This is a genomic window from Cobetia sp. AM6, assembly GCF_009617955.1.
In the GTDB taxonomy this organism is placed as follows: Bacteria; Pseudomonadota; Gammaproteobacteria; order Pseudomonadales; family Halomonadaceae; genus Cobetia; species Cobetia amphilecti.
Genome location: NZ_AP021868.1, coordinates 1,404,604 through 1,427,653 on the forward strand (window position 1 = coordinate 1,404,604; position 23,050 = coordinate 1,427,653).

The following is a 23,050-nucleotide window of genomic DNA, read 5'->3' on the forward strand; positions in this document are numbered from 1 at the left end:
AACCGGACAGCCTGAGGGGAGTCCCAAGCGGTTCTGACTGGCATCCGCCAGTGTCATTCGCCGCTCTGGAATCTCGTTGCATGTCGTCATCTCGTTCACCGCATCGCTCGTCTACAGGTAGTGCTTCAAAGGGTGCTTCACATGGCGCTTCACGTGGCGACTCTCCCTCGCCGGGCCGCAAGAACCGCCGTCGTCTCTGGGCGGGCGTGACAGGGCTGAGCATTGCCTGCGTTGTCGCCCTCGGCTGGTGGGCCGGTACACCGCTCGACAACCCGGACGCCGCGACGCCTGATCAGCAGGTCGGGGATGGCGAAACGGAAGATGCAGGGCAATCAACATTGTGGCAGCAGTATCAGCGCGTGTGGCAGGCCAATCAGACCCGCTCACCCAAGGCGCGCAAGCCACTGCCACTGCCAGACGTTTCCCGCGCCGGCTACCACCAGGGCGAGGCACTGCCGGCGCTTGAGCTCGAGTCCCGTGACGAGGGTGAAGCGGCAGGAAAGGGCGAGGCAGAAAAGGGCACGGCAGGTGAGAGCGCAAAGGGCGTGCTGCGCCGGTTCGATGTCACGGCCTACGGCGCGGATGGTAGTGACACCCTGAGTGATCGCCGCGCCATTCTCGAGGCGCATGCCGCCATGCGTGACTGGCAGCGCCAGGGCAGTGATGACGCTGACCGCCCGGCGCGCCGCGGCGTGCTCTATTTCCCGGCGGGGGATTACGTGGTGTATGGGGCGGCCGAGCGCGACTGGTTTCACTCCCGCCTGGTGGCACTGAAAGCCGCGGTGGCGGACGCAGAACACCAGCAGGCGCTGCGCGAGGCATTGCTCAAGATGCAGGGTTTGAGTCTGGCAGGCAGTCATTGGACCTTGATGGGCGCGGGCAGTGATGTCACGCACCTCAAGCAGACCCGGCCGATGCTGCCGTTGCACGCCAGCTGGTACTGGAGCACTCCCTGGCTGCTGCATCTGGGCAATCTGGCCGAGGGGGGCAAGCAGGAAGAATGGCAAGCCGTCACACCGACGAGACACCGGCAGCCGGCGGATACGCAGGACACGATCACGCTGGCGGATGAGGCGGGTCAGTCGGATGAGACAGATGGCGCAGCGCTCTCGCCAGGCGATGAGGTGCTGCTGGAGAGCATCGACAAGCGGCCTGAGTCAGTGGCGCGTGCCCTGGCCCCCTATCAGATGGAAAAGGACGCCAGCACCGGCGAGTCACGCTGGTTGATCGAGCGTGACGGAGTGATCAAGCGGGCGCGCTATCGCGTGGTGGCACGTGACGGCAAGCGCCTCACGCTCTCGCTGCCGGTGGTGCATGAGCGCTTTCCCGGCGAGCAGTGGCGCATCGCACGCCTGCACCCGGCGCGGGAAGTCGGGGTGCAGGGCATCACGCTCAAGGGCAACTGGCGGGGGCACTTCAAGCATCACCGCAGTGCCGAGGATGACAGCGGCTTCGGCCTTCTGGACCTGGATGGCATCACGGATGGCTGGGTACGTGACGTGCGGCTCGACAGTTTCAATCAGGGGGTGAAGGTGCGCCACAGCTCACAGCTGACACTCGAAGACGTGACGATGACCGGCAAGCCCGGGCATATCGCGATGACGATCAGTGACAGCAATCAGGTACTGGCCCGCCAGGTAGTCGACCAAAGTCATGCCTGGCATGCGCCCGGGGTGGCCCGCTACGCGACCCATAACGTCTACCTTGAACTGGAGCACGCCGGTGACAGTGGTATCGAGCTGCATGGTCAGCAATCGCGCGACAACGTGTTCGATCGCAAGCGTGGCGGTCATGTGCGTGACCGCTGGGGCGCCAGTGTCGGCCATCAGCCCAATCATCTGCGCGGGCTGGTGCTGTGGAATCCGGTCAATACCGGCAAGCCGCATGCTGCCTGGCCCTTCATGCGCGCCGACTCCCACTTCGGCAAGGTGATCATGCCGACGGTCGTCGGGGCGACCGGGCATGCGCTGGGCATCGCCAACCGCCATGACTATGCCCGAGTGATGAATGCCAAGGGCGTGACCGAGTATGACCCCTTGCCGCCGATGGATGCCTTGCAGGCACGCGTCGAGTCGCCGGGCGAGGCCGTGGAGCCCGCCTCGCTCTACCGCGCCCAGCGCGAGCTGCTGCAGGAGACGCGAGAGTGACAGCAAGCCGCTGAGTATCAGTGCATCAGGGCATCAGCGCAGCAGAGCAATCAGGTCAGCAAGGACAACAGAGCAGCAAGAACAACAGAGCAGCAGCCAACGACAGCCGATCGCAACGGCAGGAGGACGAGCAGCACCGAGAGCAAGCAAGGCGGCGAATCGCGCCGCGCGACACGTGATTGACGGAAGTGGTTGTTGGAAGACGCGACACAACAATAACGCCAATGAAGGGACATCCCATGAGTCAGCACATCATTCGACCCGCACGCCTGCGTTACGCCATCGCCTTCGCCACGGCGGCGGGGCTTGCCGGCCTTTCCAGTCAGGCCATGGCCGATCAGTATCAGGATGCGGCAAGGAAGTGGATCGATCAGGAGTTCTCACCCTCCACGCTGAGCAAGGACGAGCAGATGTCCGAGCTCGAATGGTTCATCAAGGCCGCTGAACCGCTGCGCGGCATGGAAATCAAGGTGGCCTCGGAAACCCTGACCACCCATGAATACGAGTCCAAGGTGCTGGCCAAGGCCTTCAGCGAGATCACCGGCATCAAGCTGACCCACGACTTGATCCAGGAAGGCGACGTCATCGAGAAACTGCAGACCCAGATGCAGTCCGGGCGCAATATCTACGATGGCTACGTCAACGACTCCGACCTGATCGGCACGCACTTCCGCTATGGCAAGGTCGTGCCGATCAGCGACATGATGGAAGGCGACGGCAAGGCCTTCACCTCGCCGACGCTGGATCTGGACGACTTCATCGGGCTGGATTTCACCACCGGCCCGGATGACAAGCTCTATCAGCTGCCGGACCAGCAGTTCGCCAACCTCTACTGGTTCCGTGCCGACTGGTTCGAGCGCGAAGATTTGAAGAAGCAGTTCAAGGACAAGTACGGCTACGAGCTGGGGGTGCCGGTCAACTGGTCGGCCTATGAGGACATCGCCGACTTCTTCACCAATGACGTCAAGGAAATCGACGGTGAGCGGGTCTACGGCCACATGGATTACGGCAAGAAGGACCCGTCACTTGGCTGGCGCTTCACCGATGCCTGGTTCTCGATGGCGGGTGCCGGCGACAAGGGCCTGCCCAACGGCCTGCCGGTGGACGAGTGGGGCATTCGTGTCGAGGAATGTCAGCCGGTGGGCTCCTCGGTGACACGTGGCGGCGCGGCCAACGGCCCGGCGGCCGTCTATGCCACCACCAAGTATGTCGACTGGCTGGGCAAGTACGCACCGCCGGAAGCCCAGGGCATGACCTTCTCCGAGTCCGGTCCGGTGCCGTCCCAGGGCAACATCGCCCAGCAGATCTTCTGGTACACCGCCTTCACCGCCGACATGACGCGGGATGGCCTGCCGGTGGTCAACGACGATGGCACCCCGAAGTGGCGCATGGCGCCGTCGCCGCATGGCCCGTACTGGGAAGAGGGCATGAAGCTTGGCTATCAGGACGTGGGCGCCTGGACCTTCTTCGATTCCACGCCGGAGAAGAATCGTCACGCGGCCTGGCTGTACGCGCAGTTCGTCACCGCCAAGACCGTCTCGCTCAAGAAGACCCTGGAAGGGCTGACGCCGATCCGCGAGTCGGATATCCAGTCCCAGGCGATGACCGATGCCGCGCCGAAGCTGGGCGGTCTGGTCGAGTTCTATCGCAGCCCGGCGCGGGTGCAGTGGTCGCCGACCGGGACCAACGTGCCGGATTACCCGAAGCTCGCCCAGCTGTGGTGGCAGTACATCTCCCAGGCCGCCAGCGGCGAAGCCACGCCGCAGGAAGCTCTCGATGGCCTGGCCAAGGCGCAGGACCGCATTCTCGAGCGTCTCGAGCGCGCCAAGGTGATGGACAACTGTGGGCCGAAGCTCAACGAGGAGCGTGATGCGGAGTACTGGTTCGCCCAGCCGGGTGCGCCGAAGGCCAAGCTGGACAACGAGAAGCCCAAGGGCGAGACCATCGCCTACGACGAGCTGCTCAAGAGCTGGAAGGAGTAAGCGCGACTGGCGCGACACTGCGCCTTCGAGCAGTCTCCTGAAAGACAGCAGCAACGACAACGCCCCTGCCGGTTTCCCGGCAGGGGCGTTTTTGTGCCAGAGCGATCAGCGACAGCGTTCATCACTGCCTCATTGCTGGCTCTCAATCGCGGCTTTCAATCACGGTAGAGATCGATGCTCGGGCAGGAGCAGATCAACTGACGATCGCCGTGCACGTTGTCGACCCGGTTGACCGCCGGCCACTGCTTGGCGGCCTTGACGTGCTCGCTGGGGAAGGCGCCGATCTCGCGGGAGTAGCTGCGCGTCCACTCGGCGTCCATCAGGTCGGCCTGGGTGTGCGGCGCGTGCACCAGCGGGTTGTCTTCCAGTGTCCACTCGCCTTGCTCGACACGGGTGATCTCGGCGCGAATCGCGATCATCGCCTCACAGAAACGGTCGATCTCGTAGAGCGACTCGGACTCGGTGGGCTCGACCATCAGGGTGCCCGCCACCGGGAACGACATGGTCGGCGCGTGGAAGCCGTAGTCGATCAGACGCTTGGCGATGTCTTCCTCGCTGATGCCGGAAGCGGCCTTAAGCGGGCGGATATCGATGATGCACTCATGCGCCACGGTGCCGTTCTTGCCGCGATAGAGCACCGGATAGTGCCCATCGAGACGCGTGGCGATGTAGTTGGCGTTGAGGATCGCAAGCTCGGTGGCTTCACGCAGCCCCTGCGCGCCCATCATCTTGATGTAGGCCCAGGAGATCGGCAGGATCGCCGCGGAACCGAAGGCGGCGGCCGAGACGGCGGTGCATTCCGGTTTCACGCCTTCCAGCGGGGTGACAACGTGGTTGGAGACGAACGGCGCCAGGTGGGCCTTGATGCCGATCGGGCCCATGCCCGGGCCGCCGCCACCGTGGGGAATGCAGAAGGTCTTGTGCAGGTTGAGGTGCGAGACATCGCCGCCGAAGTCCCCCGGGCGGCAGATGCCGACCTGGGCGTTCATGTTGGCACCGTCGATGTAGACCTGGCCGCCGTGATCGTGAACGACCTGGCAGGCCTCGCGCACGGTTTCCTCGAACACGCCGTGGGTGGACGGGTAGGTGATCATGATCGCGGACAGCTTGTCGCTGTGCTGCTCGGCCTTGGCGCGCAGGTCGGCGATGTCGATGTTGCCGTTGGCGTCACACTCGACCACCACCACCTTCATGGCGGCCATCGCGGCCGAGGCCGGGTTGGTGCCGTGGGCGGAGCTGGGGATCAGGCAGATGTCGCGCGCGCCTTCGCCGATGGAGGCCTGATAGCGACGGATCGCGACCAGCCCCGCGTATTCTCCCTGCGCGCCTGAGTTCGGCTGCATGGAGATGGCGTCGTAGCCGGTGATCTCGACCAGGAAGGCCGACAGCTCATCGATCATCTGCTTGTAGCCGACTACCTGATCCGACGGTGCGAAGGGGTGGACGTTGGCGAATTCGGGCCAGGTGACCGGGATCATCTCGGTGGTGGCGTTCAGCTTCATGGTGCAGCTGCCCAGCGGAATCATCGCGTGGGTCAGCGACAGGTCCTTGTTCTCCAGACGCTTCAGGTAGCGCAGCATCTCGGTTTCCGAGTGGTAGCGGCTGAAGGTCGGATGGGTCAGGAAGTCGCTGTCACGCTGGCAGGCCGCCGGAATCGCGCTTGCGCCCTTGGCCAGCAGGTCCTGGTCCAGCGCGGCGACGGACAGGCCATGCTCCTCGCCGAGCAGCACGTCGAACAGCACGCCGACGTCAGCGGCGGTGGTGGTCTCGTCGAGGTTGATGGTGATGCGGCCGTCGCCGTGGTGGCGCAGGTTGATCTCGTGGGTCAGCTCGCGACCGTGGATCTTGCCCTCATCCACGCCGGTCACGGTGATGGCATCGAACCAGCTGTCGTGGGCCAGTGCCATGCCGCAGCGGCTGACGCCCTCGGCGAGAATGCTGGTCAGGCGGTGCACGCGGGTGGCGATGCGCTTGAGGCCCTCGGCACCGTGATAGACGGCGTAGAAGCCGGCGATGTTGGCCAGCAGCGCCTGGGCGGTACAGATGTTGGAGGTCGCCTTCTCGCGGCGGATGTGCTGCTCGCGGGTCTGCATCGCCATGCGCAGTGCCGGGTTGCCGCGCGAGTCCTTGGAGACGCCGATGATGCGACCCGGGATGGAGCGCTTGAGCTTGTCGGTGGTGGCGAAGAAGGCCGCGTGCGGGCCGCCGAAGCCCATCGGCACGCCGAAGCGCTGGGAGGTACCGACGACGATGTCGGCGCCGAGGCTGCCCGGCGACTTGAGCAGCACCAGGCTCAGCAGGTCGGCGGCCACCACGGTCATCGCGCCATTGGCGCGCGCGGCGTCCAGCAGTGGCGCGAGGTCGCGCACCTGACCGGTGTTGCCCGGATACTGGAAGAGGGCGCCGAAGATGTCGTGCTCGCCGACGTTCTCGGCGGCATCGATGATCAGCTCGAAGCCGAAGTAGTCGGCGCGGGTGCGCATGACGTCCAGGGTCTGCGGCAGCACGTCATCGGCGATGAAGAAGCGCTTGCTCTTGCTCTTCTTGTTGCCGCGCTGACACAGCGCCATGGCCTCGGCAGCGGCGGTGGCTTCGTCCAGCAGGCTGGCGTTGGCCAGCTCCATGCCGGTCAGGTCCATTACCGCCTGCTGGAAGTTGAGCAGCCCTTCGAGACGACCCTGGGCGATTTCCGGCTGATACGGCGTATAGGCGGTGTACCAGCCCGGATTTTCCAGCACGTTGCGCTGGATGACCGCCGGCAGGTGGGTGTTGTGGTAACCCTGGCCGATATAGGTCTTGAACACCTTGTTCTGACGCGCGAGGCGCTTCAGGTAGTCCAGTGCTTCGGATTCCGTGCGTGGCCCTTCGAGATCCAGCTCACGGCCCAGACGAATGGCGGTGGGCACCGTGCGGTCGATGAGCGTGGCGATGCTCTCTTCGCCCAGCGTCGCCAACATGCGCGTCACATTGGCATCGGTCGGCCCATTGTGGCGGGAGATGAAATCGTCGTGTCCGGCCAGCTGGGCCAGGGTAAGCGTCTCGTGAGCCATGCAAGAAATCCTGTGCTGCAACGGGGACTGCAGAGGGCAGTCCGCGGGAGGAACATCACCGTGCCAGCGAGGAAGCGGCGGGCAGGGCGTCGGGAATCATGGGGGCATCGACATCACTGCCGAGCATGCTGCAGTTGCTTCACTCCCCGCGCGACCTGCAAGGGCAGTCGCGTCAGGGGTGTCGTGCCATCGAAACGGGGTGGCGCAGTCACGAAGGTGGCTGTGCGCGAGTGCGGCTGTATGCGAGCGCGGAAAGGCGCTGAAACCTCCTGTCCAGAGCGACTGCGGCATGGACAGGAGGTTGACGGCGATCAGGCTTCGCTTTCGACCAGCTGAGAATAGGCATCAGCGTCGAGCAGCTTGTCGAGTTCGGCGCTGTCAGCGACCTTCATCTTCAGAATCCAGGCATCGTCATAGGGGCTTTCGTTGACGGATTCCGGCGCGTCTTCGAGGCTCTCGTTGACGGCGATGACTTCACCGGCCAGCGGCGCGTACAGATCAGAGGCCGCCTTGACGGACTCGATGACCCCGAATTCTTCTTCCAGCGCCAGCTCACGGCCGACTTCCGGCAGTTCGACGAACACGACGTCGCCCAGCGCTTCCTGGGCGTGGTCGGTGATCCCGATGGTCACGGTGCCATCACCGTTGTCCTGAACCCACTCGTGACTCTCGGTGTACTTCAGCGTGGCGGGAATATTGCTCATGAGTGTTTTCCTATGTGAAAAGATTTTCTGATTCAGGGAATCGGTACGTCATTATGCCCCAAGGTCTCGGCGTGTGGCAGTGGCAGACTGCCGCGTGATGCTACGACTTTGGGCGTGTGTTGCTGACGGCCGTACCTCTATCGTGGTCTGTCACTCTTCGGGCGTCCAGTGTCTTGCGTGGTTCACTCATGAAGCCCGCCATCATGGGCTTGCCTGGCCCATGGCTGTACATCGCTGGCCAGGCCGCCCGGCGCCTTGCCAGCGCGCCGTGACACCTCGTGAGAGGTTGAGTGCATTGCAGCAGCGCGGGAGATCGGTCGCGCCAGTGGGCGAGGATGTCCGGGTCACTGTTGCGAGGCGCTCAAACTCGCGTTATGGTGCCGACAGTTTCTTATCGGAAACTTGTTTCCATGTTGTGTCGTGAAGACCCGGCTGTCAATGCCTGATGCGTTAGAGCAGAGCGAACTTGATGAGGGCGCTGGTGGCGCTGAGCGAGTTTCACCTGAGCGTTACCGCGCCGGGCATGCGGCTCGGCTTTCGGTTCGTCATTCGGCTCGGTTTGTTGTGAGACTTTTTTCGCCAGTCTCGAGATCACTCGGCGCAGGATCTGCTGCCAGAAGACACGATGAGGCGATGAAACATGCGAGTTGGCGCAGTCTCATCGTACTTTTTACGCAATGATTGCCTCACCTGCCAGCGTAAAGCCCTGTTGGGCTAGTGAAGTGAGATAGCTTCCGCTAATGTGAGCTGTCCCAACGGTGAAAATGCCGTGGGAGGCTCGTCGCGGGTCGATCACCCGCCTGGGGATGGCACCGCCACGAGTCACTGCGCATCGTGTGATAACAACAATTCAGCGGAGGAAATCTGCGTGGAAATGATCAGTTCCGTCTTTAGTGCCATCAATGGCGTCGTCTGGGGCCCATTGATGCTGATCCTGTTGCTCGGGGTCGGCTTCTATCTTCAGGCAGGCCTCAAGGGCATGCCGCTTCGCAAGTTGGGTACCGGCTTCAAGCTGTTGTGGAATGGTCGTGCGCCGGGCAAAGATGGCGACGGCGAGATTTCTCCTTTCAATGCCCTGATGACGTCGCTGTCGGCGACCATCGGCACCGGCAACATCGCGGGCGTGGCAACCGCCATCGCGCTGGGTGGCCCGGGGGCGATCTTCTGGATGTGGATCACCGCGCTGGTCGGCATGGCGACCAAGTACGCCGAGGCCGTGTGTGCCGTGCGTTATCGTGAAGTCGATGACACCGGCAACCATGTCGGTGGCCCGATGTACTACATCCGCAACGGTCTGGGCGCCAAGTGGGGCTGGCTGGGCGGTGCCTTCGCCTTCTTCGGTTGCTTCGCGGCCTTCGGTATCGGCAACACCGTGCAGTCCAACTCGGTCGCGGATGCGCTGGAAACGTCCTTCGCCATCCCGCACTGGGTCTCCGGTGTGGTGATGATGGTACTGGCCGGCGCCGTGATTCTCGGTGGCATCAAGCGTATCTCCAGCGTGGCGGGCAAGCTGGTGCCGTTCATGGCGATTGCCTACTTCCTGGCCGGCATCATCATCCTGGTGATCAACGCCGACCAGATCGGCCATGCCTTCGGTCTCATCTTCACCTATGCCTTCAATCCGGTCGCGGCTACCGGCGGCTTTGCCGGGGCAGCGGTGATGGCCGCCATCCGCTTCGGTGTGGCGCGCGGTATCTTCTCCAATGAAGCGGGTCTGGGCAGTGCGCCCATCGCCCACGCGGCGGCGCAGACCAAGAACCCGGTCCGTCAGGGTCTGGTCGCGATGCTTGGGACCTTCATCGATACCATCATCATCTGCACCATCACGGCGCTGGCGATCATCACGTCCGGCCTGTGGTCTTCCGGGGAAACCGGCGCGGCCCTGACCTCGATGTCCTTCGATCAGGCGCTGCCGGGCGTGGGCAACCACCTGGTGGCCATCGCGCTGGCGGTCTTCGCCTTCACCACCATTCTTGGCTGGTCCTTCTATGGTGAGAAGTGCTTCCAGTACCTGTTCGGCACGCGTGCCATCATGCTGTATCGCATCGTGTTCGTGATCGCGATTCCGCTGGGCGCGATGGCCAAGCTCGACCTGATCTGGCTGATGGCGGACACCTTCAATGCGCTGATGGCGATCCCGAACCTGATCGGTCTGGCACTGCTGTCGCCGGTGGTCTTCAAGCTGACGCGTGATTATTTTGATGGCAAGGAAGTGCTGGCTGGCGAAGATCGCTGAACGACGCTGATGACTCGCCTGGCCCTACCGTGCCGCTGACTGCCTTCTGCATCGCCCGGGTCACCTGACTTGGGCGGTGCAGGCGCAGGGCGCCCTGTTCAAATCGGCAGTGCTCTTGAGAGCACTGCCCATGACAACAAGCCTCCAGAGAGCGTGTGCCGTTCGGGCGCCATCTCTGAGAGTCATCGCAAGCCAACCTGGAGAATGACGATGTCCGATTCCGCCGCAGTGGCGGGTCTCAAGCAGACCGCCCTTCATGACCTGCATGTCGAGCAGGGGGCCAGGATGGTCGAGTTCGCCGGCTATTCCATGCCCGTGCAGTACCCGCTTGGCGTCAAGAAGGAGCATGAACACACGCGCGCCAAGGCAGGGCTGTTCGATGTCTCGCACATGGGGCAGTTGATCCTGCGGGGCGAGAATGTGCAGGCGGCGCTGGAGGCCCTGGTGCCGACGGATATCATCGACCTGCCGGTGGGCATGCAGCGCTATGGCCTGCTGACCTCCGACACTGGCGGTATCCTGGATGACCTGATGATCGTCAATGGCGGTGATCACCTCTATGTGGTGGTGAACGCTGCCCGCAAGGATCAGGACATCGCGCATCTGCGGGTCGGCCTGCCGATGGATATCGAGCTTGAGGTGCTGGATGATCGGGCACTGCTCGCACTGCAGGGGCCGATGGCTCACGCGGTGATGCAGCGTCTGTCGCCCGAGGCCTGCGAGCTGACCTTCATGCATCATGCCCACGTCACTATCGAGGGCATCGAGTGTTGGGTCAGCCGCAGTGGCTACACCGGCGAGGATGGCTTCGAGATCTCCGTGCCCGATGCCGATGCAGAGCGCTTCGCGCGTCTGTTGCTGGCGATGGAGGAGGTGGAGTTCATCGGTCTTGGCGCGCGGGACTCGCTGCGTCTCGAGGCGGGGCTGTGCCTGTACGGTCACGATCTCGATACCACCACCTCGCCGGTGGAAGGCAGTCTGATCTGGGCGTTGGGCAAGGTGCGTCGTCAGGGCGGCGAGCGTGAAGGCGGCTTCCCGGGGGCCGATGTCATCCTGACCCAGATCGCCAACAAGGATCACACCCGCAAGCGGGTGGGACTGGTCGCCCAGGGGCGTGCGCCTATCCGCGAAGGGGCTGAGCTCTATGATGCCCAGGACAACCGTATCGGTGTGGTGACCTCCGGCAGCTTCGGGCCGACCTATGGCAAGCCGGTGGCGATGGGCTACGTGGGCATCGCTCACAGCGCACTCGAGACCGAAGTGTTTGCCGATGTGCGTGGCAAGCGTCTGCCGATGACGGTGACGAAGATGCCGTTCGTCGAACAGCGCTACTATCGGGGGTAAGCGCACCGTGGCCAGGTGAGCCACAGTCGGGCTCGCTGCGAGGCGTGACGACCCGTCGCGGGTAGCAGCGCCTTGAAGAGATGCGAAAAGGAAGAGAAACGACAAAGGGACTGCCCAGGCAGTCCCTTTTTTCATGTCTGGCACTCGGGCATGCGGAAGGATGCGATACCCCGCGGCGTGCGCGAACGCCAGACGCAGAAAAGCCCGCCGAAGCGGGCTTTTCTGTTGGAGGAGGGGTTAGCCTCTTCCAGCTAAAATCAAAGCTTAGTCGATCAGCTTGATGTTAGCGGCCTGGAGGCCTTTCTTGCCCTGGGTGACGTCGAAGGAGACCTTCTGACCGTCTTGCAGAGACTTGAAGCCTTCAGCCTGGATTTCGGAGAAGTGTGCGAACAGGTCGTCACCGTTGTCGTCCGGAGAAATGAAACCGAAACCTTTGGTGTCGTTGAACCACTTGACTGTGCCAGTTGCCATGATCGTAATTCCTTACTGATGATATTGCCGGGAGTTACCCGATAAACGTGGGTAAAACAAGGAGGATATACACCAGGTACCGAAGTGCTTCGATCACGACTGACGATATTCGACTTGCTAACCAACGAGAGCAATACTGCGCTGCTCGGGCGGTAAGGTCAAATGAAATATCAAAAACTTATCCTTTTGCCTAATAATCGTGCGCAGAATTCGCCCGCAAAGCCGTGCCAATAGTGCTGAGAATTTCGCCACACCGAGGGCAGGGAGTCCGCTTGTTTTTTATCCCGTTATCTTGGTGTGAGCGATGACACCTGTAGGAAAAAGACCATAGTGCGGCTTTGCTTGTATGGAGGGTTGAATGGCGCAAAGCCCCGTATGGCGGGCGATGGACACAAAAAAGCCGGCAGCGATGGCAGCGCTGCCGGCGGATGGCGTCGAAGCCATCAAGGCTCTCGGAGAGAGGATGTGATGCGCCCATCACATCATGAGAGATTTTCCTCAAAAGAGTCGGCAAAAATCCGTGGGATGCCGGGGCCGTGTTTTGCCACCCTCGAGCGCAATTGTTTCGTGAGTCAAAAGTGGCTCGAAGGTCAAAAGCGGCGCGAGGGTGGCCAGTGCCCGGGGGCAGAAGGCGCCTCAGGCGTCCAGCTGCATTTCCGGCACGTGTTCGGGGACGACCAGCTTGCCTGCGGTCAGACGCTCGATTTCCTCGACGCTCACGCCTGGCGCGCGCTCCAGCAGGTGGAAGGCACCATCCTTGATCTCTAGGAAGGCGAGGTCCGTCAGCACGCGACGGATGCAGCCGGCACCGGTCAGCGGCAGTTCGCACTGGCTGAGCAGCTTGGATTCGCCGTGCTTTGAGGCGTGGGTCATGGTGCAGATGATGTTCTCGGCACCGGCGACCAGGTCCATGGCGCCGCCCATGCCCTTGACCAGCTTGTTGGGGATCATCCAGCTGGCGATGTTGCCGTTCACGTCCACCTCGAAGGCGCCGAGCACCGTGAGGTCGACGTGGCCGCCACGGATCATGGCGAAGGATTCGGCCGAATCGAAGATGGCGGCGCCATCGATGGCGGTCACGGTTTCCTTGCCGGCGTTGATCATGTCGGCGTCGACTTCGTCTTCATAGGGGTAGCGGCCCATGCCGAGCAGGCCATTTTCGGACTGCAGCATCACCTCGATACCATCGGGGATATAGTTGGCCACCAGTGTCGGGATGCCGATTCCCAGATTGACGTAGGAGCCGTCCTGGATTTCCTGAGCCACTCGCTGGGCCATCTGTTCGCGTGTCAAAGCCATGATTTTTTCCTTGTCTTGGGTGCCATCAGCCATGAGGCACTGTGCCGTGTCGTGAAGGCGGTCGAGAAAGTTCGCCGTGGGGCCTGTCGCCCTGATGGCGGCGATTCATGCCGGCGGAGCCCTGGGCTCAACGCGAGCGGACGGTGCGTTTCTCGATGCGCTTCTCGAAGTTGCCCTTGATGACGCGATCCACATAGATGCCGGGCGTGTGGATGTCGGCGGGATCCAGTTCCCCCGGCTCGACCAGCTCTTCGACTTCGACCACGGTGATCTTGCCGGCGGTGGCGGCCAGTGGGTTGAAGTTGCGCGCGGTATGGCGGTAGACGACGTTGCCGTAGCGGTCCGCCTTCCAGGCCTTGACGATGGCGAAGTCGCCCTTGATGGACTCTTCCAGAATGTAGGGGCGGCCATCGAACTCGCGCACTTCCTTGCCCTCGCCGATCGGTGTGCCGTAACCGGTGGCGGTGAAGAAGGCGGGGATACCGGCGCCGGCAGCACGCATCTTCTCGGCCAGCGTGCCCTGGGGGGTGAGGATCACTTCCAGATCGCCGTCGAGCAGCTGCTTCTCGAACAGCGCATTCTCGCCGACGTAGGAGGCGATCATGGTCTTGATCTGACGGTCTTCCAGCAGGATACCGAGCCCGAAGCCATCGACGCCGCAGTTGTTGGATACCACGGTGAGGTCCTTGGCGCCGAGGCGCTTGATCTCTGCAATCAGGTTCTCCGGGATACCACACAGGCCGAAGCCACCGGCGATTACCGTCATGCCATCTTCGAGGCCTGCCATGGCCTCCGCGTAGCTGGTCACCACCTTGTTGAATCCTGCCATGCGAATCTCCTTGAGTATCCAAGCTGTTGTTGTCGGGATGTCTTCATCATTGCCGACAATCCTGAGTCTGTATATATTTAATAAGTTTGTTTTTTCTATCCATTGATCAGTTTTTGATAAGAATTGATCTGCTGTTTACCGAACCTGCCCGCGAGGAAAAAGCCCGCCAAACCCCATGCTAGCGGGGCTGACGCGGTAGCGGGGCGGAATGGTCTGAACCGTGCGGTCAGTCATGTGAGAGCTTCGTGGCTGTCATCTATGACCAATGGCCTAGATGCCCTGTGAGCGCCTGCCCTGCGAGTGTCTGCCCTGCGAGCGCCAGACGACGAACTGCGCCGCATCACCTCTTGTGACATCTCTTGAAACAACCCCGGGACAGGACACGACATGACTCTGAAACAGTTGAAGGCCTTCGTGGCCGTGGCACGCACGTTGTCCTTCGCCGAGGCGGGCACGCTGGTACATCTCTCGCAGCCAGCCTTATCGTTGGCGGTCAAGAATCTGGAGGAGTCGCTGGGCGGGCGCCTGTTTCAGCGCTCGACCCGGCAGGTCAGCCTGACGCCAGAGGGGCGCGCCTTCTTCCCGCTGGCCAGGCGTCTGCTGTCGGACTGGGAGCATGCCGAGGATGAGATGCGCCAGCGCTTCAGTCTCGGGCGCGGCCGCGTGGCCCTGGCCGCGATGCCGACCTTCGCCGGCAATCTACTGCCCGGGGTACTGGCCGATTTTCGCCGCCAATATCCGGAGATCACCATCGAAGTGAACGATGTCATCGCCGAAGAGGTGGTCGAGCGGGTTACCGATGGTCGTGTCGAGCTGGGGATCTGCTTCGACCCCGGCGTGCGCCAGGACCTGGTGTTCGAGCTGCTGTTCGAGGACCGCTATGTGGCGATCATTCCCCCCGGCCACGCCTTGCTGGAAGAGGCGCCGACCTCCATCGAGTGGTCACGGCTGCTCAAGGAAGACTTCATCACGCTGCAGCGGCCCTCGGGGGTGCGTCGCATGCTCGAGAAACGCCTCGAGGATGCGGGCATGGCGCTGCATGTCGCCTTCGAGACCCACCAGCTGGTCACCTGCGGGCGCATGGTGGCGGAAGGTCTGGGCGTCAGCGCGGTGCCGGCGATGAGCTCGGCGCAGATGAGTGCGCTGGGTTGTCAGTGTCTGCCGCTGACAGGCCCCGAGATTCAGCAGCGGGTCGGGGTGATCCGTCGCGGCCGCCATGAGCTGTCGGTGGCGGTACAGGCGATGCTGGAGACCCTGCGTGCGCGTTATCCGTCGGCGGAATGAATGTGGGGCGGCAAAGTGAAGCAGGGAGAAGAAACAAGAGAGAGGGCGTTAGAGCAGGAAGTGAGTAGGAAGAAGGCAAGAGGAGAGCGAGAAGAGAGAAAGCAGAGAGCAACAAGAAAGATGACCTCAGCGCGAGGGCGTCAGCAACTGGCGATAGGTCAGGCTGATGCGCAGTCCCTCCAGCTTGCGCGGCGGCAGCGCATGATGGAGGCGGTCCTGACAGCCACGGCCCATCACCAGCAGCGAGCCGTGCGGCAGCCACAGATTGAACGCCGGCGTGTCGGCATAGGGGTTGCGCGGATGGCCCTTGAAGCGCAGGGGGCGCTCTCGTCCCAGCGAGATGGCGAGCACGATCGGGCGAGTGCCCAGTTCCGGCTCGTTGTCGCTGTGCCAGCCCATGCGGTCGGCACCATCGGCGTAGCGATTGGCCAGCAGGCTGTTGAAATGCTCCGGGATCACGGGCTCGCTGCGCCCCAGGTCATCGCGTTGCGGGCTGAGCTCGTGATTGATGGCATGACGCGACAGCTCGCCCAGCTGCCAGGCGGTCATGTGCCAGGGGTTGGGTTCGAACAGGCTGCCGGAGTAGCGATAGCGGGCGCCGACATCGCCCATCCACACCTGACGGCGTGGAATCGGGTACGTCTTGCCATGCACGCTCAGGCTGGGGCGCTGCCAGTCGAGATCGCCCTCCAGCGTGACGAGAGCCTGATCGGCCTGCAGCGGCGTCAGGGCGCGCGGCTTGAGATACAGCGGGTGCAGAGGATGGCGGTACCAGCCGTGCGCGAGGGTGAGCCAGTCCTCGGGCAGCTCGCGCGGGCGAGCTGCCAAGGCCGAGCCATCCGCCGCCGTCTGGCGCGCAGCTCCATCAGTCGCGGACGTCGAATCAGAGGTCGAGAGGGCGGCGAAGAGGTCGTCGCCAGCAGAAGGAGTCGTCATGCGGCGAGAGTGCCAGAGCCGCGTCAGGTTGGGCAAGTGGCTCTCGATTCGCGCCGACCCCGGGCTGACGCATGCCTCGCGAGCATCAGGTCGTCAGCAGCGCCTCGAAGGTCAGGATGGCCACCTCGGCAAGGCCCAGCCCCAGCAGCGCGCCGGCCAGCACATCACTGACGTAATGCAGGCCGAGGATCACCCGGGAAAGCGCGATCAGCAGTGCCAGCGGCGTGACGAGGATGGCAAGCTCCGGCAGCTGCTGAGCGGTCAGGCTGGCGAAGAGGGCGGCATGCAGGGTGTGACCGCTGGGAAAGCTGTAGCGGTCCAGCGGCGGCATGGTGCAGTTGATGGTGTTGAAGGTGATGAACGGGCGTTCCCGACACAGTCGCGTCTTGAGCGCGCGGTAGAGCAGTGCCCCAGCGCCGGCCGCCAGGCCGAATTCCAGAAACAGCCAGCCGCCCATGGCATGGTGCAGCGGCAGGCTCAGCGTCAGCAGCGCCCATACCGGCCAGTCGCCCAGCCGCGAGACGATACGAAACAGGGTGAGTATCGGCCGGAACAGCGCCAGGCGCGCGACCTGGCGGCACAGGCGCCACTCCAGAAGGTCCAGTCGCTCAAAGACGGGAAGGCTGCGATCGTGCATCGGGCTTCTCCTCGGCGTGACGCAGGCAGGTCAGAAAGCCCTCGGCGATGCGGCTCCAGCCCAATGGTTCGACGCGCACGCGGGCGGCACGTCCCAGTCTGGCGATGCGGGCCGGCCGCTGGCAGGCCTCCACCGCCTGTTCGATGAAGCGCTCCGGCTGGCTGCAGGGCGCCAGCAAGCCCTGGTGATCATCGCGGATCACCTCGGCGGCCGCCGCGTAATCGAAGGCGATCACGGCCAGTCCGCTGGCCATGGCTTCCAGCACCACATTGCCGAAGGTCTCCGACAGTGACGGGAAGACGAACAGGTCGGCACTGGCGTAATGGGCGGCCAGCGCCTCACCGGTCTGGAAGCCGGCGAAGATCGCCTCGGGCAGGCGCTGCTCCAGACGCTCGCGCAGCGGGCCGTCTCCGACCAGCACCAGGGCGAGGTCCGGTTGCACGGCCAGCATGGCCTCATAGGTGCGGATCAGCAGCTCGATGTTCTTCTCGGCGGCCAGGCGTCCGACGTGCAGCGCGACGGGTTGCTGTGAGCTGACGCCCCATGACTTGCGCAATGCTTCGCTGCGATGACTGGGCGAGAAGCGCTCGCAATCCAGGCCGCGTCCCACCACCTGCACATGCTCGAAGCCTTGCTGCATCAGGCTGTCTGCCTGGGTGCGCGTCGGTACCAGCGTCATGTTGGCGGCATTGTGGAAGCGGCGCAGGCCGCGCCGCACCAGCGGGCGTAGCGCCTTGAGCCGGTAGTGGGTGCTGTATTGATCGAAATTGGTATGGAAGCCCGCGACCACCGGCAGGCCCAGACGGCGGGCGACCATCAGTGCGCTGATGCCCAGCGGGCCTTCTGTGGCGATATAGACGACGGAGGGGCGATGCTCGCGCCACATGCGCATCAGGCGCTGCGGTGCCGGCACGCCGACCTGCACGGTGTCATATCCGGGCAGGCGGAAGCCGCGCACCTGAAGCTCCTGCTGGACACGCGGCTCCAGGCTGCCATCTCGGGTGGCGGGACGAATGAGTTGGAGCTCACAGCCGCGTGCGATGAGTTGATCGCACAGATGACTCAAGGTATGAGCCACGCCATTGATCTCCGGATGCCAGGTTTCACTGACGAAGGCAATGCGCTCCATGACGTCTCCCTAGATGACTATTGTGGTCATTATCGAGAGAGGGAGTGACGGCGGCATAACAAGCAGGTGACGAAGCGATGACACACCCTCAACCCCTCACAACTCAGAGGTATGAGGGTTGTCTCATGAATCGTCAAGTAAGGACGACAGCCACCGGCGTGGCACCGGCGCTGTCGTCATCTGGCGGGGATTGGAGGTGGCGCCATATCGGGCTGGCGCCGTGAAGCAACGCTGGTTCAGCGCTTCTCGAGAATCTCGCGCGGGTCGATCGGCTTGCCGCCGTGGCGCACGTCGAACAGCAATTCATGCTGACCGTTGTTGCCGCGTGCGACGCGACAAAGCGGCGTGCCCGGAGTGACCTGCTGACCCACCTTGACCAGAATCTCGCCGCACTGGGCCAGCACGCTCTGCAGGTTGCCGGAGTGGTGCAGGATGACCACGTTGCCCAGTTGGCGCATGGAGTCGGCGAAGCGCACTTCGCCCCGCGCCGGTGCACTGGCGATGCCGCTGGCGGCGGTACGAATCTGCATGGGTGCCAGCTGGCCATTGCCGTTGGTGCCGAATTCACGCGTCACGCTGCCGGCGGCAGGCCAGCGCCATGACTGGCCCGGCTTCTGCAGCGGGCCGGGGTCCGGGCGGGCGACCAGGCTGCCGCCGCTGGCGCGTGCGGCCGGGGCGCTGCGGCTCGGGCCACCGTTGAGCGGCACCGAGATCAGCATGCCGACATCGAGATCATTGGGGTCCTTGCCGGGGTTGGCGGCCTGAATGCGCTGCGGGCTGGCACCGAAATAGCGACCGACCTTGGAGTAGGTATCGCCGGGGCGCAGCTGATAGCGATATGGGCCGCCGGAAGGCGCTCGCTCACGCGCGGTGGGCACCAGGATGCGCTGACCGACCTTGAGGTCACGAATCTTGACGCCCGGATTGAAGCGCGTGAGGCGCAGTAGGGGAATGTCGGCATCGCGCGCGATCTGCCCCAGGGTATCGCCCTTCTGGATGGTGACCCACTGGCCGGCCGGCGAGCCGGAGTAGCTGCCGGTCGCGCAGCCGCTCAGCCACAGGCCGAGACAGATCAGCGCCAACCAGCGCAGCGCGAGGCCGGCCCGCTGCAGAAGTGGACGGTTCACGTCAGGTTCGGCCTGCGCTCGTGCCGAGAAGTCCGCGGCATTCAGGCCGTATTCAGTGTTCATCAATGTCATTCCCTGCACGTGACAGTCGGGCATCCTTGTCCTTCCAGACCTGATTGAGCCATTGCTGGAAGCGCTCGCGATAGGCGGCGTCCGCATGATAGTTGCCGTCCAGCATCCAGGGCTCCAACGGCCGCTGAGTGATGACGAGCGTGATGTCGCCCCCGTGACCGCACAGGAACTGCCAGAAACTGGCATCGGCATGCCGGTAATCGAGGGTGGCATCCAGAATACCGGAAAGTCGATCGCCAAGCGTGTTGATCACCTGGGCACTGCCGCCGGCACGCGGCTTGAGCAGGTGCTGGAAAGGGCTCTGCTGCTGGTTGTGCTTGGCGGGCGTGAAGCGAGTGCCTTCCACGAAGTTGAAGATCGCCATCGGCGCCTGACGCGAGCGCTCGCACATGCGTCGCGTCGCTTCGCGATCACGCTCGGCGAGCCGCGGATTGCTGGCCAGTTTCTGCTGGCTGTAACGGCGCATGAACGGGAATTCCAGCGCCCACCAGGCAAGGCCGATCACCGGCACCCAGATGAGCTCCTGCTTGAGGAAGAACTTGGGCATCGGCGTACGACGGTGCAGGGCGTACTGGAGAACGAAGATGTCAGTCCAGCTGCGGTGATTGGCGATCACCAGCCACCAGCGACGTCGGGCAGACCCATCGCGCAGCGATGGCGGCACGTGGATGTCCCAGCGCGGGCGCAGCACATGGCGAATCCACAGGTTGTTGGTGCCGATCCAGCCCATGGCGAGGCGGTTGAGCCCCTCCAGCATGTGCAACTGCAGGCGGCGCGATGGCGTGATCAGCTTGAGTGCGGCCAGCAGGTACAGCGGCAGCGCCCAGCACAGGGTATTGATGATCAGAAAGACAAGGCTGATGACACCTCTGATACTCGACATGCATGACTCCTTCATCAGGTGGCGCCATCGTAATTCACCCAAGAGTGGATGCCCACCCCGCTTGCGTGGGGGATGGCAACCCTGCGTTGCACGAAGCGAACGCCCCTCAGGTCGAATGGCGGGGTGCACGCAGCTGTGATGAGATGCATCGCCGGTCGTGTGACGGGTCGGTGCAAGGGAAAGGTCGTGGCAGGGCTCACGCTGAAGTCACGCCGGGTACCGTCAATCATCGCCGCCGCTGCGCGGCGATATCTCAGGGAGTGAGAGTGGCATGTGGTTGCAGGGACTGTTGATCGGGCTGGCGCTGGCCGCCTTCGTGTTGATTGCCATCGAGGATGTGATCCATCTCAACAAGGCCAAGACGACCTTGTTGCTGGGCACCTTCAGCTGGTTGCTGCTGTTCATCTTCGGCCCCGCGGCCCTGGCGGTGGATGATGTCCCCGAGGCCTTGAACGAGAACCTGCTCGAGATCGCCACCTTGTGGCTGTTTCTGATGGCGGCGATGACCTTCGTGGCCTTTCTCAATGCCAAGGGGCTGATCGCCAATCTGATCTACCGCCTGCTGCCGAAACGCATCGGGGAGCGCGGCCTGCTGTATCTGACGGGGCTCTTTGCCTTCGCCTTTTCATCGCTGGCCGACAACATCACCGCGACGCTGGTATCGCTGACCCTGGTGCTGTCGCTGGGCCTGGCGCCGAAGAAGACGCTGCGCTTTGCGGTGCTGGCGGTATTCGCCGTCAACTCCGGCGGCGTGGCGCTGATCACCGGGGATGTGACCACGCTGATGATCTTCCTGGCGGGCAAGGTGCGCATCAGCGAGCTGATGCTGCTGGCGCTGCCGTCATTCCTCAGCGTGATGCTGCTGGCGACGTTACTGCTGCCCGGGCTGGGTGGCGAGGTCAACCTGGTGCGCGAGCCGCGCGAGACCCGGCGTCTTGATCGTCTGGTCGCCTGGCTGTTTCTGGCCACCATCCTGTCGACCCTCGGGCTCAACGTGCTGTTTGGCGTGCCGCCGCTGCTGACCTTCCTGTTCGGGATGTCGTTGATGTTCCTGCTTGGACATGTCGCCGAACGGCGCAGCGACAGCGAAGAGCGCCGCATACTTGATTACATTCGTATTATCGAATTCGATACATTGCTATTCTTCCTCGGCATCCTGCTGATGGTCGGGGCGCTCAAGGAAGCTCGTCTGCTGGAAGGCCTGGCACAGCTCTATGCCCTGATGCCGGCGATGCAGGCCAATTATCTGGTCGGGCTGCTCTCGGCGCTGGTGGACAACGTGCCGCTGACCGCCGCAGTGCTCAAGGCGGATGTCAGCATGAACGATGCGGAGTGGCTGGCGCTGACCTACGCCGCAGGCGTGGGTGGCTCGCTGCTGGTGATTGGCTCCGCCGCCGGGGTGATCGCGCTTTCCAAGGTGCGCGAGGTGAGCTTCATGAGTTATCTGCGCTTCTTCCCGGCGTTGTTGCTGGCCTACAGCGTGGGCTATCTGGGGGCATACTGGCTGGGCGGGCAGATCACGAATACGCCAGTGACATTGGCGCTGTCGTCTCTGAGCTGATGTGGAAGTTGATGGGGCTGTTCACTACGGCCACAGCCGCTGCCGTAGCGGCCGTTTGATCCACTGTCAGATGCACTGCCAGATGCGTGGTCGGAAGGGGAATTGGCGCTGTTTGCGGTCGACTGATCATTTTTTGATCAATCTGTCTGCGCTCGCCTGATCTCGATGGCGATACCTAGATGTACAGAGATTCTTCACAGCTTTTTCCACAGCTTCTGTTGATAACCTGTCTGCGACGTTAGGTTTAGAGGCTCAGACACAAGACGCAGGCATGGCGGGGGGGAAGCGGAGAGTCGTGCAGTGATGACATCATGGGGTGATGCCATGAAGAGTGATGGCAAGAGAGGGTGTGAAGGGTATGGCATGACAGGTCATGTCACCCTCTGAACACAAGAGCCCCCTACGCATGCGCAGGGGGCTGAATGCGACTCATCTCATTGCGCAGTGCTGCCAAGAAGCCGTTACGCGCTGAGCTGGCACAGCGTATGTTCCGGCAGCAGTTGTTCTGCGGGACGCTGCTTTCCTTCTTGCTGATTCGTCACCGGTGCCGTCGCCAGCAGGGCGATGCCACCCAGCACCACCATATGCTCGTCACCATCCGCGAACACCATGCGCTGGGCGTGGGCCGGGTAGTAGTGATACTGCAGCTTGGGATTGATAGGCAGTACCGCATGATGGCGCCCGGTCTGCGGAGCCATGCCGTAGGCCAGCATGCCCTCGCAGACCGCTTCCAGCGTTTCGCCAAGCTCTTCGGCATTGAAGCCGACATGGTGCAGGCGCGGCCCCATCACGGAGAGCCAGGCAGCCAGCGGGTTGGCCTCGAGCAGGCGCTCGAAGGTCGGCCAGTCCGGCATGTCCCACGGACGGCAGGGCGCGAGCAGGTTCTGTCCCTTGCAGTCATCACGATGACTCTGACTGATCAGGCGCTTGAGCAGGTCGCGGTGCATCGGCGGCAGGCTGTTGGCCTGCAGTTCCGCCAGCATGACGGCAGCGCCACCATCCGGGGGAAGCAGCAGATCAACCAGCAGGCCGCGGTCGGCCATGGCGTACTGTTTCACGCGGCGATAGCCCTGGTGATACAGGCTGGGTAACAGTTTCTCGCTTCTGAAAGGCCCCTGATTCAGCGTCAGGAACATCAGATATTCAGGGTTGATGCTGTCTGGCCAGATATCCAGCGCCCCGATGTCGGGATGGCGATGGACGAAGTCCAGCCATAGCTGCTGTTGGAATTCCTTGCGTTGCATGATGCCTCCTTGGACGGCCCCTATGACCTCAGTGCTGGAGCGATTATAGGTAGTCGTGCAAAGGGGTATTCAACGCCATTATCCGTTTTTTCGCGTTTCTTGATCGGAGAGTAAA

The 23,050-nt window shown here is 63.1% G+C and carries 17 protein-coding genes; 6 read left to right on the forward strand and 11 right to left on the reverse strand.

What is annotated here, in order from left to right; all coding sequences use genetic code 11:
- Positions 1-80 precede the first annotated feature (80 nt).
- Together CLAM6_RS06015 and CLAM6_RS06020 are read left to right on the forward strand one after the other, a co-directional pair.
- A complete protein-coding gene (locus tag CLAM6_RS06015) occupies positions 81-2,147 on the forward strand; it encodes a DUF4955 domain-containing protein (protein WP_153635421.1) in 2,067 nt (688 codons plus the stop codon).
- Positions 2,148-2,476: 329 nt separating this feature from the next.
- Positions 2,477-4,129: an ABC transporter substrate-binding protein gene (locus CLAM6_RS06020; RefSeq protein ID WP_225348116.1), complete on the forward strand. Its 1,653-nt coding sequence runs from the start codon at positions 2,477-2,479 to the stop codon at positions 4,127-4,129.
- A gap of 155 nt (positions 4,130-4,284) precedes the next feature.
- Here CLAM6_RS06020 and gcvP read toward each other — a convergent pair whose 3' ends face one another.
- Together gcvP and gcvH are read right to left on the reverse strand one after the other, a co-directional pair.
- Complete coding sequence (gene gcvP, locus CLAM6_RS06025; RefSeq protein ID WP_153635422.1) at positions 4,285-7,179, reverse strand: aminomethyl-transferring glycine dehydrogenase; 2,895 nt, start codon at positions 7,177-7,179, stop codon at positions 4,285-4,287.
- A 311-nt stretch (positions 7,180-7,490) separates the two neighbouring features.
- The gene (gene gcvH / locus CLAM6_RS06030; protein ID WP_043334495.1) at positions 7,491-7,883 is read right to left on the reverse strand and encodes a glycine cleavage system protein GcvH; all 393 of its coding nucleotides are present in this window, start codon (positions 7,881-7,883) and stop codon (positions 7,491-7,493) included.
- A gap of 874 nt (positions 7,884-8,757) precedes the next feature.
- Between gcvH and CLAM6_RS06035 the strand changes: the two genes are divergently transcribed.
- Together CLAM6_RS06035 and gcvT are read left to right on the forward strand one after the other, a co-directional pair.
- Complete coding sequence (locus tag CLAM6_RS06035) at positions 8,758-10,119, forward strand: alanine/glycine:cation symporter family protein (protein ID WP_225996440.1); 1,362 nt, start codon at positions 8,758-8,760, stop codon at positions 10,117-10,119.
- A 210-nt stretch (positions 10,120-10,329) separates the two neighbouring features.
- Positions 10,330-11,463 (forward strand): glycine cleavage system aminomethyltransferase GcvT, encoded by a 1,134-nt coding sequence (gene gcvT, locus CLAM6_RS06040; protein WP_153635423.1) that lies wholly within the window; start codon positions 10,330-10,332, stop codon positions 11,461-11,463.
- 264 nt (positions 11,464-11,727) lie between these two features.
- Here the strand turns inward: gcvT and CLAM6_RS06045 are convergent, their stop codons facing one another.
- The 3 genes from CLAM6_RS06045 to CLAM6_RS06055 form a co-directional block, all read right to left on the reverse strand.
- A complete protein-coding gene (locus CLAM6_RS06045) occupies positions 11,728-11,934 on the reverse strand; it encodes a cold-shock protein (protein ID WP_043334489.1) in 207 nt (68 codons plus the stop codon).
- A gap of 636 nt (positions 11,935-12,570) precedes the next feature.
- On the reverse strand, positions 12,571-13,233 hold the full coding sequence (locus tag CLAM6_RS06050) for a 3-oxoacid CoA-transferase subunit B (protein WP_043334487.1): 663 nt from the start codon (positions 13,231-13,233) through the stop codon (positions 12,571-12,573).
- A gap of 127 nt (positions 13,234-13,360) precedes the next feature.
- Complete coding sequence (locus CLAM6_RS06055; RefSeq protein ID WP_043334485.1) at positions 13,361-14,062, reverse strand: CoA transferase subunit A; 702 nt, start codon at positions 14,060-14,062, stop codon at positions 13,361-13,363.
- Between the two features lie 387 nt (positions 14,063-14,449).
- On the opposite strand from CLAM6_RS06055, the gene CLAM6_RS06060 reads away from it, so the two are divergent.
- The gene (locus tag CLAM6_RS06060; RefSeq protein ID WP_153635424.1) at positions 14,450-15,346 is read left to right on the forward strand and encodes a LysR family transcriptional regulator; all 897 of its coding nucleotides are present in this window, start codon (positions 14,450-14,452) and stop codon (positions 15,344-15,346) included.
- A gap of 126 nt (positions 15,347-15,472) precedes the next feature.
- On the opposite strand, the gene CLAM6_RS06065 is transcribed toward CLAM6_RS06060, so the two are convergent.
- The 5 genes from CLAM6_RS06065 to CLAM6_RS06085 all read right to left on the reverse strand — a co-directional run bounded on the left by CLAM6_RS06065 (position 15,473) and on the right by CLAM6_RS06085 (position 20,130).
- Positions 15,473-16,282: an alpha-ketoglutarate-dependent dioxygenase AlkB family protein gene (locus CLAM6_RS06065; protein WP_153635425.1), complete on the reverse strand. Its 810-nt coding sequence runs from the start codon at positions 16,280-16,282 to the stop codon at positions 15,473-15,475.
- 85 nt (positions 16,283-16,367) lie between these two features.
- Positions 16,368-16,919 (reverse strand): phosphatase PAP2 family protein, encoded by a 552-nt coding sequence (locus tag CLAM6_RS06070; protein ID WP_043335024.1) that lies wholly within the window; start codon positions 16,917-16,919, stop codon positions 16,368-16,370.
- A complete protein-coding gene (locus CLAM6_RS06075) occupies positions 16,891-18,048 on the reverse strand; it encodes a glycosyltransferase family 4 protein (protein ID WP_043335027.1) in 1,158 nt (385 codons plus the stop codon). The genes CLAM6_RS06070 and CLAM6_RS06075 overlap by 29 nt, the downstream gene beginning before the upstream one ends.
- Before the next feature lie 236 nt (positions 18,049-18,284).
- On the reverse strand, positions 18,285-19,238 hold the full coding sequence (locus tag CLAM6_RS06080; RefSeq protein ID WP_153635426.1) for a LysM peptidoglycan-binding domain-containing protein: 954 nt from the start codon (positions 19,236-19,238) through the stop codon (positions 18,285-18,287).
- Entirely contained in the window at positions 19,228-20,130 is a 903-nt protein-coding gene (locus CLAM6_RS06085) for an acyltransferase (RefSeq protein WP_043335030.1), read from the reverse strand. The genes CLAM6_RS06080 and CLAM6_RS06085 overlap by 11 nt, the downstream gene beginning before the upstream one ends.
- A 271-nt stretch (positions 20,131-20,401) precedes the next feature.
- On the opposite strand from CLAM6_RS06085, the gene nhaD reads away from it, so the two are divergent.
- Positions 20,402-21,691 carry a sodium:proton antiporter NhaD gene (nhaD, locus tag CLAM6_RS06090; protein ID WP_153635427.1) on the forward strand — a complete coding sequence of 430 codons (1,290 nt, stop codon included), beginning with the start codon at positions 20,402-20,404 and terminating at the stop codon, positions 21,689-21,691.
- A gap of 461 nt (positions 21,692-22,152) precedes the next feature.
- On the opposite strand, the gene CLAM6_RS06095 is transcribed toward nhaD, so the two are convergent.
- Complete coding sequence (locus CLAM6_RS06095; protein ID WP_153635428.1) at positions 22,153-22,935, reverse strand: DUF1338 family protein; 783 nt, start codon at positions 22,933-22,935, stop codon at positions 22,153-22,155.
- Positions 22,936-23,050: the final 115 nt, after the last annotated feature.

Excerpts from the sequence above, each read along its gene's own strand:
- CLAM6_RS06015 (WP_153635421.1), top strand. The coding sequence starts at position 81 with ATGTCGTCATCTCGTTCACCGCATCGCTCGTCTACAGGTAGTGCTTCA.
- nhaD (WP_153635427.1), top strand. The coding sequence starts at position 20,402 with ATGTGGTTGCAGGGACTGTTGATCGGGCTGGCGCTGGCCGCCTTCGTG.
- CLAM6_RS06020 (WP_225348116.1), top strand. The coding sequence starts at position 2,477 with ATGGCCGATCAGTATCAGGATGCGGCAAGGAAGTGGATCGATCAGGAG.
- gcvH (WP_043334495.1), bottom strand. The coding sequence starts at position 7,883 with ATGAGCAATATTCCCGCCACGCTGAAGTACACCGAGAGTCACGAGTGG.
- CLAM6_RS06095 (WP_153635428.1), bottom strand. The coding sequence starts at position 22,935 with ATGCAACGCAAGGAATTCCAACAGCAGCTATGGCTGGACTTCGTCCAT.
- CLAM6_RS06050 (WP_043334487.1), bottom strand. The coding sequence starts at position 13,233 with ATGGCTTTGACACGCGAACAGATGGCCCAGCGAGTGGCTCAGGAAATC.
- CLAM6_RS06035 (WP_225996440.1), top strand. The coding sequence starts at position 8,758 with ATGATCAGTTCCGTCTTTAGTGCCATCAATGGCGTCGTCTGGGGCCCA.
- gcvT (WP_153635423.1), top strand. The coding sequence starts at position 10,330 with ATGTCCGATTCCGCCGCAGTGGCGGGTCTCAAGCAGACCGCCCTTCAT.
- gcvP (WP_153635422.1), bottom strand. The coding sequence starts at position 7,179 with ATGGCTCACGAGACGCTTACCCTGGCCCAGCTGGCCGGACACGACGAT.
- CLAM6_RS06055 (WP_043334485.1), bottom strand. The coding sequence starts at position 14,062 with ATGGCAGGATTCAACAAGGTGGTGACCAGCTACGCGGAGGCCATGGCA.
- CLAM6_RS06085 (WP_043335030.1), bottom strand. The coding sequence starts at position 20,130 with ATGTCGAGTATCAGAGGTGTCATCAGCCTTGTCTTTCTGATCATCAAT.
- CLAM6_RS06075 (WP_043335027.1), bottom strand. The coding sequence starts at position 18,048 with ATGGAGCGCATTGCCTTCGTCAGTGAAACCTGGCATCCGGAGATCAAT.
- CLAM6_RS06070 (WP_043335024.1), bottom strand. The coding sequence starts at position 16,919 with ATGCACGATCGCAGCCTTCCCGTCTTTGAGCGACTGGACCTTCTGGAG.
- CLAM6_RS06065 (WP_153635425.1), bottom strand. The coding sequence starts at position 16,282 with ATGACGACTCCTTCTGCTGGCGACGACCTCTTCGCCGCCCTCTCGACC.
- CLAM6_RS06045 (WP_043334489.1), bottom strand. The coding sequence starts at position 11,934 with ATGGCAACTGGCACAGTCAAGTGGTTCAACGACACCAAAGGTTTCGGT.
- CLAM6_RS06060 (WP_153635424.1), top strand. The coding sequence starts at position 14,450 with ATGACTCTGAAACAGTTGAAGGCCTTCGTGGCCGTGGCACGCACGTTG.
- CLAM6_RS06080 (WP_153635426.1), bottom strand. The coding sequence starts at position 19,238 with ATGAACACTGAATACGGCCTGAATGCCGCGGACTTCTCGGCACGAGCG.